Annotated in this window: 11 protein-coding genes and 1 pseudogene; all 12 read left to right on the top strand. The window is 66.5% G+C overall.

Features of this window, described 5'->3' with window-relative positions; genetic code table 11:
- The first annotated feature begins 51 nt into the window (after positions 1–51).
- The 12 genes and pseudogenes from trpC to AC5Y4S_RS25365 all read left to right on the top strand — a co-directional run bounded on the left by trpC (position 52) and on the right by AC5Y4S_RS25365 (position 13,369).
- Positions 52–870, top strand: a complete 819-nt coding sequence (trpC, locus tag AC5Y4S_RS25420; protein ID WP_500035346.1) for an indole-3-glycerol phosphate synthase TrpC — start codon at positions 52–54, stop codon at positions 868–870.
- 33 nt (positions 871–903) lie between these two features.
- Positions 904–2,169, top strand: a complete 1,266-nt coding sequence (gene trpB / locus AC5Y4S_RS25415) for a tryptophan synthase subunit beta (protein ID WP_500035345.1) — start codon at positions 904–906, stop codon at positions 2,167–2,169.
- Positions 2,166–2,981: a tryptophan synthase subunit alpha gene (trpA, locus tag AC5Y4S_RS25410; RefSeq protein WP_500035344.1), complete on the top strand. Its 816-nt coding sequence runs from the start codon at positions 2,166–2,168 to the stop codon at positions 2,979–2,981. The genes trpB and trpA overlap by 4 nt, the downstream gene beginning before the upstream one ends.
- On the top strand, positions 2,978–4,765 hold the full coding sequence (gene lgt / locus AC5Y4S_RS25405) for a prolipoprotein diacylglyceryl transferase (protein WP_500035343.1): 1,788 nt from the start codon (positions 2,978–2,980) through the stop codon (positions 4,763–4,765). The genes trpA and lgt overlap by 4 nt, the downstream gene beginning before the upstream one ends.
- Positions 4,766–4,814: 49 nt before the next feature.
- Entirely contained in the window at positions 4,815–5,201 is a 387-nt protein-coding gene (locus tag AC5Y4S_RS25400; protein WP_500035342.1) for a TM2 domain-containing protein, read from the top strand.
- Complete coding sequence (locus tag AC5Y4S_RS25395; protein ID WP_500035341.1) at positions 5,191–5,616, top strand: DUF2752 domain-containing protein; 426 nt, start codon at positions 5,191–5,193, stop codon at positions 5,614–5,616. The genes AC5Y4S_RS25400 and AC5Y4S_RS25395 overlap by 11 nt, the downstream gene beginning before the upstream one ends.
- A gap of 63 nt (positions 5,617–5,679) precedes the next feature.
- Positions 5,680–7,098: a pyruvate kinase gene (gene pyk, locus AC5Y4S_RS25390; protein ID WP_500035340.1), complete on the top strand. Its 1,419-nt coding sequence runs from the start codon at positions 5,680–5,682 to the stop codon at positions 7,096–7,098.
- Between the two features lie 645 nt (positions 7,099–7,743).
- Complete coding sequence (locus tag AC5Y4S_RS25385; RefSeq protein ID WP_500035339.1) at positions 7,744–9,795, top strand: CHAT domain-containing protein; 2,052 nt, start codon at positions 7,744–7,746, stop codon at positions 9,793–9,795.
- A 332-nt stretch (positions 9,796–10,127) separates the two neighbouring features.
- Positions 10,128–10,637, top strand: a complete 510-nt coding sequence (locus AC5Y4S_RS25380) for a hypothetical protein (RefSeq protein WP_500035338.1) — start codon at positions 10,128–10,130, stop codon at positions 10,635–10,637.
- A gap of 209 nt (positions 10,638–10,846) precedes the next feature.
- Positions 10,847–10,933, top strand: a pseudogene (locus tag AC5Y4S_RS25375) (hypothetical protein); the annotation flags it as partial.
- A gap of 11 nt (positions 10,934–10,944) precedes the next feature.
- On the top strand, positions 10,945–11,826 hold the full coding sequence (locus AC5Y4S_RS25370) for an acyl-CoA thioesterase II (protein WP_142282331.1): 882 nt from the start codon (positions 10,945–10,947) through the stop codon (positions 11,824–11,826).
- Between the two features lie 148 nt (positions 11,827–11,974).
- Complete coding sequence (locus AC5Y4S_RS25365) at positions 11,975–13,369, top strand: bifunctional lysylphosphatidylglycerol flippase/synthetase MprF (protein WP_500035337.1); 1,395 nt, start codon at positions 11,975–11,977, stop codon at positions 13,367–13,369.
- Positions 13,370–13,378: the final 9 nt, after the last annotated feature.

Raw genomic sequence — 13,378 nt, 5'->3', positions numbered from 1 at the left:
GGCTGAGTAACCGAGTGACAGTGGGATGGCAGTGGGAAGGGAACGACAGGCATGAGTCCGGCATCCGTGCTTGACTCCATCCTCGAGGGAGTCCGAGCCGACGTTGCCGCGCGCGAAGCCGTTGTCAGCCTGAGCGAGATCAAAGCGGCCGCCGCCGCGGCGCCCCCGCCCTTGGACGTCATGGCAGCGTTGCGCGAGCCCGGCATCGGCGTCATCGCCGAGGTCAAGCGCGCCAGCCCGTCGGCGGGTTCACTAGCGCCGATTGCCGATCCGGCCAAGCTGGCCCGGGCCTACGAAGACGGTGGCGCCCGCATCATCAGCGTTTTGACCGAGGAACGGCGCTTCAACGGCTCGCTCGATGACCTCGACGCGGTGCGCGCCGCGGTCTCAATTCCCGTCCTGCGCAAAGACTTTGTGGTGCAGCCCTATCAGATCCACGAGGCGCGTGCGCACGGCGCGGACATGCTGTTGCTCATCGTCGCCGCGCTGGAGCAGTCGGCGCTGGTGTCGATGCTCGACCGCACCGAATCGCTCGGTATGACGGCGCTCGTCGAGGTGCACACCGAGGAAGAGGCCGACCGGGCTTTGAAGGCGGGAGCCAACGTGATCGGCGTGAACGCGCGCGATCTCGCCACGCTGAACGTGGACCGGGACTGCTTCGCGCGCATCGCTCCGGGGCTGCCGAGCAACGTGATCAGGATCGCCGAATCCGGCGTCCGCGGCACCGGGGACCTGCTGGCCTACGCCGGCGCCGGCGCGGACGCCGTGCTGGTCGGTGAAGGTCTTGTCAAAGCCGGTGACCCCCGCGCGGCGGTTGCCGATCTGGTCACCGCGGGCACCCACCCGTCCTGCCCGAAACCGTCTCGCTAGGACGCCGATGAGCCGTCCCCGCGTCGAGAATTGGTGATGGTAGACCTGTCCCGCCCGGAGCTTCCGCTTTCGAGTGCGGCCATCGCCGAACCCACCCGCCACGACCCCGATCCGGGTGGTCATTTCGGCGTGTACGGCGGCCGCTACGTCGCCGAGGCGTTGATGGCGGTGATCGAGGAAGTCACCGCCGCCTACGAAAAGGAACGCGTCAACCCCGACTTCCTGGACACCCTCGACGACCTGCAGGCCAACTATGCGGGCCGGCCCTCGCCGCTGTACGAGGCCACCCGGCTGTCCGAGCACGCCGGGTCGGCGCGGATCTTCCTCAAACGAGAAGACTTGAACCACACCGGTTCTCACAAGATCAACAATGTGCTGGGCCAGGCGCTGCTGGCCAAGAGGATGGGCAAGACGCGGGTGATCGCCGAGACGGGGGCCGGTCAGCACGGCGTGGCCACCGCGACCGCGTGCGCGTTGCTCGGGCTGGACTGTGTGGTCTACATGGGCGCGGTGGACACCGCGCGCCAGGCGCTCAACGTGGCGCGGATGCGGCTGTTGGGCACCGAGGTCGTCTCCGTCGACAGCGGCTCGCAGACGCTGAAGGACGCCATCAACGAGGCGTTCCGCGACTGGGTCACCAACGCCGACAACACCTACTACTGCTTCGGCACCGCGGCGGGCCCTCACCCGTTCCCGACCATGGTGCGCGACTTTCAGCGCGTCATCGGCCTGGAGGCCCGCGCTCAGATCCAGGCGCAGGCCGGCCGGTTGCCCGATGCGGTCACCGCGTGCATCGGCGGCGGATCCAACGCCATCGGGATCTTCCACGCCTTCATCGACGATCCGGGCGTGCGGCTACTCGGGTTCGAGGCGGCCGGGGACGGCGTCGAGACCGGCCGGCACGCGGCGACGTTCACCGGCGGTTCCCCGGGGGCATTCCAGGGGTCGTACTCGTACCTGTTGCAGGACGAGGACGGCCAGACCATCGAATCCCATTCCATCTCAGCCGGTCTGGACTACCCGGGCGTGGGCCCCGAACACGCGTGGCTGCGGGAAACCGGACGCGCCGAATACCGGCCCATCACCGACGCCGAGGCGATGGACGCGTTCGGGCTGCTGTGCCGCACTGAGGGCATCATCCCGGCCATCGAATCCGCGCACGCGGTGGCCGGCGCCGTCAAGCTCGGCGCCGAGCTGGGCAGGGGTGCGGTCATCGTCGTGAACCTGTCCGGGCGCGGCGACAAGGACGTCGAGACGGCCGCGAAGTGGTTCGGCCTGTTGGGGTCCGGGGACAAGTGACCGTCGAACAGAGCCAAGCAAGCCGGCTGGGGCCGACCTTCGATGCCTGCCGCAAGGACAATCGCGCGGCGCTGATCGGTTACCTGCCCACCGGTTATCCCGACGTGGCCACTTCGCTGGAAGCGATGATCGCCCTCGTCGAATCCGGTTGCGACATCATCGAAGTCGGCGTGCCGTATTCGGATCCGGGCATGGACGGCCCCACTATCGCCCGCGCCACCGAGGCGGCGCTGCGCGGGGGAGTGCGGGTCCGCGACACGCTGGCCGCCGTCGAGGCGATCAGCGCGGCCGGCGGGCGCGCGGTGGTGATGACGTACTGGAACCCGGTGCTGCGCTACGGCGTTGACGCCTTCGCGCGCGACCTGGCCGCGGCGGGCGGGCACGGCCTGATCACCCCCGACCTCATTCCCGACGAAGCCGGGCAGTGGCTGGCGGCGTCCGAGGAGCATCGGTTGGATCGCATCTTCCTGGTGGCCCCGTCCTCGACCCCGCAGCGGTTGGTCACGACGGTCGAGGCGTCGCGGGGATTCGTCTACGCCGCTTCGACCATGGGGGTGACGGGCGCGCGTGACGCGGTGTCGCAGGCGGCGCCCGAATTGGTGCGGCGGGTCAAGGAGGTGTCCGACATTCCCGTCGGCGTCGGCCTCGGGGTCCGCTCGCGGGAGCAGGCCGCGCAGATCGGCAGCTACGCCGACGGGGTGATCGTCGGGTCCGCGTTGGTGTCGGCGCTGGGCGACGGCGGATTGCCCGCGCTGCGCGCGCTGACGGCGGAGCTGGCCGCCGGTGTGCGGCTCAGGGTGGCCGCGTCGTGACGCATCTGCTCGCCTACATCCCCAGCCCGCCGCAGGGCGTGTGGCACCTGGGCCCGGTGCCCATTCGCGCCTATGCCCTGTTCATCATCGCCGGCATCGTAGCGGCGCTGATGATCGGCGACCGGCGCTGGGAGGCGCGTGGCGGGCAGCGCGGCGTGATCTATGACATCGCGCTGTGGGCGGTGCCGTTCGGCCTGGTGGGCGGCAGGCTCTACCACCTGGCCACCGACTGGCGGACCTATTGGGGTCCGGGCGGTGCCGGTTCCATGGCGGCGCTGCGCATCTGGGACGGCGGCCTGGGCATTTGGGGTGCGGTGGCCCTGGGCGCCGTCGGCGCGTGGATCGGCTGCCGGCGTCATGGAATTCCGTTGCCGGCCTTCGGCGACGCGATAGCGCCGGGAATCATTTTGGCGCAGGCGATCGGCCGGTTGGGAAACTACTTCAACCAAGAGCTCTACGGCCGGGACACCACCCTGCCGTGGGGTTTGGAGATCTTCTACCGGCGTGATCCCTCCGGATACGTCGACCCGCATTCGCTCGACGGCGTCTCGACGGGTCAGGTCGCGCTCGTGGTGCAACCGACGTTCCTCTACGAATTGCTTTGGAACCTGCTGGTTTTCGTCGCATTGATCTACATCGACCGGCGGTTCAACTTCGGCCATGGGCGGCTCTTCGCGCTCTACGTCGCCGCCTACTGCGTCGGGCGCTTCGGCGTCGAGTTGCTGCGCAACGACACGGCCACGCAGATCGCCGGGATCCGGATCAACGTCTTCACAGCGACTTTCGTGTTCATCGGGGCCGTCGCCTACATCATCCTGGCGCCCAAGGGCCGCGAAGATCCCGCGACCCTGCACGGCACGGATCACGGCGCCGAGGAAGCACCGCCAAAACCCAAGCCGGCACCCAAACCTGAGCGCGAACCGGAAGCCGAGCCCGAACTCGAGCCGATCACCGGCTTGCGGGTGTTGCCGGCGGCCGGAGTGGCCGCGGTCTTGGCGGCGGGGAAGGCGACGAAACGGCTGATACCGCGGAGGCGGCCGGGTCTGCTGGAGGCCGACGAGGCAGAAGCCGCCGAGGCCGAGACCGTGAAACAGGAGGCCGCCGAGCCGACGGTCCAAGAGCCGGCAACCGTCGAGGCCGACGTCGCGGAGACCGAAACCGCTGAGGAAGAGGTCGCGGAAGCCGAAGCGCAAGAGGCCGAAGCCGAAGAGGCTGAAGAGGAGCAGGCCGAAACTGCCGAGACCGAGGTCGCGGAACCGGAAGTAGCGGAGCCCGAAACGCCGGAGCCTGAGGAAGCCGAAGCGGAGGCAGAAGCCGAGGCCGAAGAAGCCGCGACCGAAGAGCCCGAAACCGAAGCCGAAGCCGAAGAAGCCGAGGCCGAAGAAGCCGAGACCGAAGAATCTGACGAGGCAGAGGTCGCGGACGCGGAGGCCGCCGTGGCGGAAGCGGTCGAAAGCGAATCCGCGGAGCCCGAGGCCGCGGAGGATGAGGCCGTCGCGACCGAGGCCGCGGACGCCGAAGTCGCGGAGCCCGAGGCTGAAGAGCTCGAACCGGAGGCCGCTGAGGAACCCGAGGCCGAGGAGGAACCCGAGGCCGAGGAGGAATCGGAAGCCGACGAGCCCGAAGCCGAAGAGCCGCACGATGATTCGGAGTCGCCTGAGCCGGACGAACCCGCAGCCGAGGAGCAGCAGGCCGAGCCCGCGACGGACGCCGACGAAACCCCTGCCGATGGTTCAACGCGGCGGCGGCTGAGCTTCCGGCTGAGGACCCGACGCCGCGGCTAACGGCCAAAACTTTTCGGCGGGCGGGCACCGGATCTGGCATGCTGAAAACGTGACTGACCAGCCTTGGAACGGCGCGAACGACGCCACACGGTCGGGCCCGCCGCCGCAGCCACCGGGCTACGGGTATCCGCCGCAGTACCCCGGGGCTGGCCCTTATTACGACCCGTCGGCGCCCTATGGCCGGCATCCGGTGACCGGGCAACCGTTTTCGGACAAATCGAAAACCGTCGCCGGCCTGCTGCAGCTGCTCAGCCTGCTCGGCATCGGCGGGATCGGCCGCTTCTACATCGGTGACATCGGGATCGGCGTCGCACAGTTGCTCGTGGGCTGGCTCACCTGTGGAATCGGGCTGATCTGGCCGATCGTCGACGCGATTCTGATGTTGACCGGCAACGTCCCCGACTCACAGGGACGCCCGCTGCGCGATGGAACCTAGTCCTTCGCGCGCGCCGGGGCGCACGCATCGTCATCGCACCGCCGTGGCGGCGGGCACCGGCGCGTTGCTGGCCGGCGCGCTTGGCTATGTCGGCCTGGTCGACCCGCACAACGTGAATTCGGTGTATCCGCTGTGCCCGTTCAAGTGGCTCACCGGCTGGAATTGTCCCCTCTGCGGTGGCCTGCGCATGACGCACGACCTGCTGCACGGTGACCTGATGGCCACCATCAACGACAACGTCTTCCTGCTGTTCGGTATCCCGATGCTGGCCGGATGGATCCTGCTTCGCCGCCACAACGGCCGGGCGGTCCTGCCGATCCCGGCGGTGGTGACCGTCGTGGTCGCGGCGATCGCCTGGACGGTACTGCGCAATCTTCCGGGTTTCCCGTTGGTGCCGACGGTCCTCGGCGGGTAGCCGCAGTCCGTCGAGTCGGTTAACTCGGGCTGCGATCGCCTAGCACGACTATGCTGGTTCGCCGTGAGTAGACGCGGGAAGATCGTCTGCACCCTTGGCCCTGCAACCAACTCTGACGAGCTGATTCTGGCGCTGGTGGAGGCCGGAATGGACGTCGCCCGAATGAACTTCAGCCACGGCGATTACGCCGACCACAAGGCTGCCTACGACCGCGTGCGGGCCGCCTCGGACACCACCGGCCGCGCGGTCGGCGTGCTCGCCGACCTGCAGGGCCCGAAGATCAGGCTCGGGCGCTTCGCGACGGGATCGACGTTCTGGGCCGACGGGGAAACGGTCCGGATCACCGTCGCGGACTGCGAAGGCACCCACGACCGGGTCTCGACCACCTACAAGAAGTTGGCCAAGGATGCCACGGTCGGTGACCGCGTCCTGATCGACGACGGCAAGGTGGGCCTCGTCGTCGACGCCATCGACGGCGACGACGTCGTCTGCACCGTGGTCGAGGGCGGCCCGGTCAGCAACAACAAGGGCATCTCGCTGCCCGGCATGAACGTCTCCGCCCCCGCCTTGTCCGACAAGGACATCGAGGATCTGACCTTCGCGCTGAACCTGGGCGTCGACCTGGTCGCGCTGTCGTTCGTGCGCTCGCCGTCGGACGTCGAGCTGGTGCACGAGGTGATGGATCAGATCGGGCGGCGGGTACCGGTGATCGCCAAGCTGGAGAAGCCCGAGGCCGTCGACAACCTGGAAGCCATCGTGCTGGCCTTCGACGCCATCATGGTGGCCCGCGGCGACCTGGGCGTCGAGCTGCCGCTGGAAGAGGTGCCGCTGGTGCAGAAGCGGGCCATCCAGATCGCCAGGGAGAACGCCAAACCCGTCATCGTGGCGACCCAGATGCTGGACTCGATGATCGAAAGCTCGCGGCCCACCCGCGCCGAGGCGTCCGACGTCGCCAACGCCGTGCTCGACGGCACCGACGCGGTGATGCTGTCCGGCGAGACGTCGGTGGGCAAGTATCCGCTCGCGGCGGTCCGCACGATGGCGCGCATCATCTGCGCGGTCGAGGAGAATTCCACCGCCGCCCCGCCGTTGGCGCACGTGCCGCGCACCAAGCGGGGAGTGATCTCCTACGCCGCCCGCGACATCGGCGAGCGCCTCGACGCCAAGGCGCTGGTCGCATTCACCCAATCCGGCGACACCGTGAAGCGGTTGGCGCGGCTGCACACCCCGCTGCCGCTGCTCGCCTTCACCGCGTGGCCCGAGGTGCGCAGCCAGCTCGCGATGACCTGGGGTACCGAGACATTCATCGTCCCGATGATGACGTCGACCGACGGCATGATCCGCCAGGTCGACAAGTCGCTGCTCGAGCTCGGTCGCTACAAGCGCGGCGACCTGGTGGTCATCGTCGCGGGCGCGCCGCCGGGCACAGTAGGCTCGACCAACCTGATCCATGTGCACCGGATCGGGGAGGACGACGTCTAGTTCAGTGCATCGCGACTCGCACAGCAATTGTGTGCGTTGAAACTACGCGGTGCGGGTACCTGGCCGCTGCGTCGCCGAGTCGGGGCGGCAACTCAAGATTTTGTCGCCCCAGCGTTCTAGTTGAACTGAGGTGGGACTCGCCGTCTCAACCGTGGCCTCGTCTATTTCCGAGCCACCATTGATCCTGAGGCGCCTGACCACCCGTCAATTTGGCCCACACTGTAGCGCCCCACAGTCTGTAGCTGGTTGCGGCACAACATGTTATGCAATCGCCGATTCATGACGGTTACCGGCAAAAATATAAGGTTGAGCGGGCATGCGGGCATAATCGGCGCGAGCTATGTTGCCCACACGGTCCGCCGAATCGTCGCCCCCGCTTTTGGCGGAATTCGGCTGGATGATGGCGGAAATAGCGGATCGCTAGAGGCGAGAGCGCAACCGCGCTCAGAGGAATTCTCAAGTGCTGGATCGGATGATCCCCTACCATGCACATCTGGATGTTTCCACGTGTTTCATGCGATCGACCGACTGGCGGGTTATCCGATGGCAGAGATTCAATTGGCGATAGGTCCGGGAGGCACGTCCGGATCTTTCCGTGTTGAGGTCGTGCGGTCTGAGGCGGGTGAGGCCTCTGCGGAGGTCAGTTTGGACATCGAGTCGCTGTTGGCGCGGCGGGATGAACTCGAGCGAGCCGTACTCACCTCCTCAGCGTCGAAAGGCGAGAACGAGCGGGCGCTGCGGGACATCGGCCGGACGCTGTTTTCGGCTCTCCTGGCGTCCGGTGATGTCGGCGGGCGATACCAAGCGAGCGTGGCGGTGGCCGAGGCACGTGAGGAGAGACTGCGTGTGGTCGTGCGTATCGATACCCCGGCGCTGGGCCGGCTGCCGTGGGAGTCGATGTATGAGCCGGCTACAGAAACGTACGTGTGCCTGAAACATCAACTCGTCCGTCACGTCCCGGCGCAATCAGCGGTGAGACCGAGAGTGCGGCTACCGCTGCGGATTCTTGGCATCGTTTCGTCTCCTCGAGACCAAGAACCGCTTGATGTGGAAAAGGAGCAACGACAGCTCGCCCTTGCGCTGGCTAAGCCCTGCGAGGAGGGGCGGATTCAACTTCATTGGGCCGGTGCGGCAACCTGGCAGGCGCTGCAGAACCAGCTGCTCAGCGGACCGTGGCACGTGCTCCACTTCATCGGGCATGGGGACTTCGATGAACGCCGAAACCAGGGGGTCCTGGCCCTCAGCCGTGAGGACGGTTACACACACCTGGTGGAGGCATCCCAGCTCGTCGGCCTGCTAGGCCAGGCGCACCCGAAGCCATCGCTGGTGGTGCTCAACTCTTGCTCAGGGGGCGCCACGGGCGTCACCGACCTGTTCGCCGGTACTGCTGCTGCCTTGGTGCGCGACGGAGTGAACGCAGTCGCCGCTATGCAGTACAGCATCACCGACCGGGCGGGCAGCGCGTTTGCCCAAGGCTTTTACACCGCGATCGCGCATGGCCGGGGCGTCGACGACGCCGCTTCGAGCGGCCGCGTCGCTATCCTCGGGGCCTTCGACCGGACTCTGGAGTGGGTCACGCCCGTTATGTACTTGCGTGGGGACCAGACCCACTTATTCGACCTTGAGTCGCCGCTGCCCACCGACCCATCCGGGATCAAAAAGATTGAGCCAGCGGGCAGCGATGAAACGGGCTCGACGACAGCCGATTCTCCGCGCGCTCGCGCTGAACAGATACAGCCGAAGCCCCAGTCCGTCGCCGGCACCGCCGAGGAGGTGCAAACTATCGACCGCGAGTCACCTATCAATGCCATTTCGTGGGATCCGGATGGCGCGCGCCTCGCGGTGGCCACCAACGATCGCACCCTCACCGCCGTCGGCGTCGTAGGTCAGCCAGCCAAGGAAGCACTGCTAATAACTGACGATGGCGGGCTATTCAACGCACCATGGATTGTTGATGTGGCGTTCAGCCCGCTCGGTGACCGATTGGCCACCGCTAGCAGCTACGTCACACTTTCGCTCCAGAGGAGCGCACGGAACCAGGGCGCCGTGAAGTTGTGGGACACCGGCAGCGGACAACTATTGCATGAGGTCGGCTCGCGGGTTCGAGCCACCGCCGTGTTATTCAGCCCGGACGGCTCGGTGCTGGCCACCGCGCATGACGACAAGACTGCCCGGATCTGGGGCGCGACCGAATCAAACGGCAAACCGTTCTGGCAGTTGAGCCATGAGGGAGCGGTGAACGCGGTGGCGTTTAGCCCCGACGGCCGGCAATTGGCGACCGGCAGCGCCGACAACGCCGCCCGGATCTGGGATGTAATCACCGGCCAGCAATTGCGGCGCATCCCCCATGACGGAGCCGTTAACGCAGTGGCGTTCAACGTCGACGGCACCCGGCTCGCGACCGCTGGCCCGGACCACATCGCGCGGGTGTGGAACGCCGCCACCCGAAAATGCCTTAGGGAGCTGCCGCATGAAGGGGCGGTGAATGCGGTGGCGTTTAGCCCCGACGGCCTCCGCCTAGCCACCGGTGGCGCGGACAACACTGCCTGGATCTGGGATCCAGCCGACGGTGCGCAATTACTGCGATTGCCCCATGTTGAGGCCGTGACCGCGGTGGCATTCAGCCCCGACGGCACGCGGCTAGCCACAGCCAGTGCCGACAACACTGCTTGGATCTGGGACGTTGCAGGGGGATAGCGTCTGTTTGAGGTTGATGGTCGCTGTGGATTCCTAATCGTTTTAGTCTCGCGATAAGCGTGCGCATGCTCGCGGAATACGTCCTCTGCTGCGTATCCTCACTACCACAGGGATCACCGATGTGTGGAGGACTGTGATGTCCGATCAAGGGCCCATCCAGGCACAACCGTCTGCGCTGAGCGCACCGGCGGCGCACGACGCACCCGCTGAGGCCAAGGCCCCACCTCCTCCCATCCAGTGGGAGACGGAAACTATTACAAGGAGCCAGACGCGGTCCTCGTCATTGAGCACGGCGGCTGCCGATGTTGTTCGGAAGGTGATCCACAGCGACAATGGCGATGGATGAGGATCAGGGTCTTGAATGGGTCAATTTCATTGCCAAAGAGCTTGACCGAGAATACGATCGGCGCGATCTTCTGAATTCTCGGTCCTCCACGGCCATCACCAGCGCCACAGCACTGGTTACGGTGTCGCTCGCCGTGGTGGCGGTGGCCAAGGGTCAGCACTTCATTGTCACCGGTGTCCTGCAGATTATCCTGCTTGTAGCCTCGTTGGTCTTGCTGCTGGCGGCGGCGGTTCTCAGCATCTTCGCTGGGGCGAGCGGAGGACGATTCTTTGTTGCCGCGGCAACGGACATGGACCGGATGCTCGGCGCGGAGCTATGGGGCACAGATGCTATCGACGCCCGCAATTACACTGCTCAACTTAACCTGATCGCTGTGCGGTCCCTCCGAATCGGCAACGACGTCAAGTACCGTTTCCTGGTCCTGGGCCTGTTTACCCAGGCGTTCGGGGTTTTCCTGCTGGGGGCATTTGCGGTGGCGGTCATCGCCACGAGCTGAATCGGCGGTGCGCGCCCAACCACGCGGCCGGTTAAAGGCTTGCCGAGCTTCAACGGCGTTTTGACGTGGCATCCTCACCACGGCAATGTGTGGCATCCTCACACGGCAATGTATTGTCCGACACGGGTTTCGGCAGATGACCTGTTCTGCAGGACTCCGCTGACATCAATCGATTGGAACCGGAGTGGTGAGCTCCGTGGTCATCGTAGGTGGTCATCGTCGCGGGCGCGCCGCCGGGCACAGTAGGCTCGACCAACCTGATCCATGTGCACCGGATCGGGGAGGACGACGTCTAAGGAGCTGAGGAGTGCCCGTGCCGGCTGGCAACGATTTCGAAGAACTGCTAGCCCTGCTCGATCTGAACTGCATCTCCGAAAATCAGTTCGTCGGCTCCCATCCCAGCAAGAACCCGATGCGCACGTTCGGCGGCCAGCTCATGGCGCAGTCGTTCGTCGCCAGCAGCCGCACGCTGGCTCAGGACGACCTGCCGCCCAGCGCGCTCTCGGTGCACTTCATCAACGGCGGCGACATCACGAAGGACATCGAATTCCACGTGACGCGCCTGCGCGACGAGCGGCGGTTCGCCAACCGGCGCGTCGACGCCGTGCAGGACGGGATCCTGCTGTCCACGGCGCTGATCTCCTACATGTCGGGCGGCCCCGGCCTCGAGCACGGCGTCGACCCGCCGCAGGTCGCCTCGCCGCACGCGCAGCCGTCGCTCGCCGAGCTGTTGCGCGGCTACGAAAAGATCGTGCCGCACTTCGTCAATGCCCTGCAGCCAATCGAATGGCGCTTCACCAACGATCCGTCGTGGGTCATGCGCGACAAGGGCGAGCGGCTGCCGCACAACAGGGTCTGGATGAAGGCGCTGGGTGCTTTGCCCGACGACCCGGTGCTGCACACCGCGACCATGTTGTTCTCCTCGGACACCACGGTGCTCGACTCGGCCATCACCACGCACGGGCTGTCCTGGGGCTTTGACCGCATCTTCGCGGCGTCCGCCAACCATTCGGTGTGGTTCCACCGACAGGTCGATTTCAACAACTGGGTGTTGTACTCGACGTCCTCGCCGGTGGCCGCCGATTCCCGCGGGCTCGGCACCGGCCATTTCTTCGACCGCTCCGGGCAGGTGGTCGCCACGGTGGTGCAGGAGGGCGTGCTGTTATATTTCCCGGCCTCGGGACGATAGACAGGTCACAGTACGGCATACCCGCAGGAAAACGGCCTGATTTACGCCCACCAGGGCCGCGATCGGGCGTAAGTTCCAATCAGCCGGGTATTCGGTGCGAGGGGTGGAAACAAGCCGCCCGAGCTGGACTTCGCATCGGGAGGTGACAGTGGACGGACCGGTCGACGTCGCGGCCAAGCCGCGCGCGCGGGAACGCGTTGTCGTCCATGTCGATTCACTGGCGGCCCGCTGGATCGGGGCGTTGGCCCTGGTCTGCGCCGCGGGCTGGCTGATCGTGATATTGGCCCGGCATCACGAACAGCCGTACTGGCACTACGCCGACCGGCTGGGCTGGTCGCTGACGGTTTTGGGCGCGGTGGCGTTCATCGCACGCGGCATCTTCCTGGGTCGTCCGGTGACGGCCGTGCATGCCGTCGCCGCCGCGCTTTTCGTGGTGGCGGGGTTGGGCGCGCACGTGCTGTCCTTCGACCTGCTCGGGGATCTGCTGATCGTCGGTTCCGGGGTGGCGCTGATGTGGCCGACGACGGCGCAGCAGCGACCCGAGGACCTGCCCCGCATTTGGCGGCTGATCAGTGCCAGCGCCGACGATCCGCTGGCCCCGTTCGCCATGCAGACGGGCAAGTGTTACCACTTCACCGCGGACGGCACCGCGGCGCTGGCGTACCGGACCCGGCTGGGATACGCGGCGGTCGGCGGGGATCCCGTCGGGAACGAGGAGAAGTTCCCCGAGTTGATCGCTGACTTCGCCGCCATGTGCCACGCCCATGGTTGGCGGATCGCGGTGGTGGGTTGCAGCGAGCGGCGACTCGACCTGTGGCGCGACCCCGTGGTCATCGGACGAAAGCTGCGCGCGATACCGATCGGCCGCGACGTCGTCGTCGACGTGGCGAGCTTCGAGATGGTGGGACGCAAGTTCCGCAACCTGCGGCAGGCCGTGAAGCGCACCCACAACTGCGGCATCACCACCGAGATCGTGGCCGAGCAGGAGCTCGACGACAAGCTGCTCGCCGAGCTGACCGACGTGGTGCGTGCGTCGCCCAGCGGGGCCAACGCCGACCGCGGCTTCTACATGAACCTCGATGGTGTACTCGAGGGCCGGTTCCCCGGGATACAGCTGATCATCGCCCGCGACGCATCGGGGCGGGTGCAGGGCTTCCATCGGTACGCAACCGCCGGCGGCGGCAGCGACATCAGCCTCGATGTGCCGTGGCGTCGCCGCGGGGCCCCCAACGGCATCGACGAACGGCTCAGCGTCGACATGATCATGGCCGCGAAAGAGGCTGGCGCGCAACGCGTATCGCTGTCGTTCGCGGCATTCCCGGAGATCTTCGAGGACAAGGACCGCGGCCGGGCGCAGCGCGTGTTCTACCGGTTGATCCACGTGCTCGACCCGCTGATCGCGCTCGAATCGCTGTACCGCTACGTGCGCAAGTTTCACGCGATGGACGCCCGCCGTTACGCGGTGATCTCGATGACCCAGCTGGTCCAGTTGGTGTTCGTGTTGCTGACGCTGGAGTTCACCCCGCGCCGGCGGCATCTGTGAATTTCGGCG

It is taken from the genome of Mycobacterium sp. NGS64 (assembly GCF_059812245.1).
The sequence above is the reverse complement of the archived record's forward strand: the minus strand, read 5'-3'. Positions and strand labels throughout refer to the sequence as shown.

What these genes read in the sequence shown, in the direction of transcription:
- AC5Y4S_RS25395 (WP_500035341.1), top strand. Translation starts at nt 5,191, where the DNA reads ATGGAACCTAGTCCTTCGCGCGCGCCGGGGCGCACGCATCGTCATCGC.
- trpC (WP_500035346.1), top strand. Translation starts at nt 52, where the DNA reads ATGAGTCCGGCATCCGTGCTTGACTCCATCCTCGAGGGAGTCCGAGCC.
- AC5Y4S_RS25380 (WP_500035338.1), top strand. Translation starts at nt 10,128, where the DNA reads ATGGCGATGGATGAGGATCAGGGTCTTGAATGGGTCAATTTCATTGCC.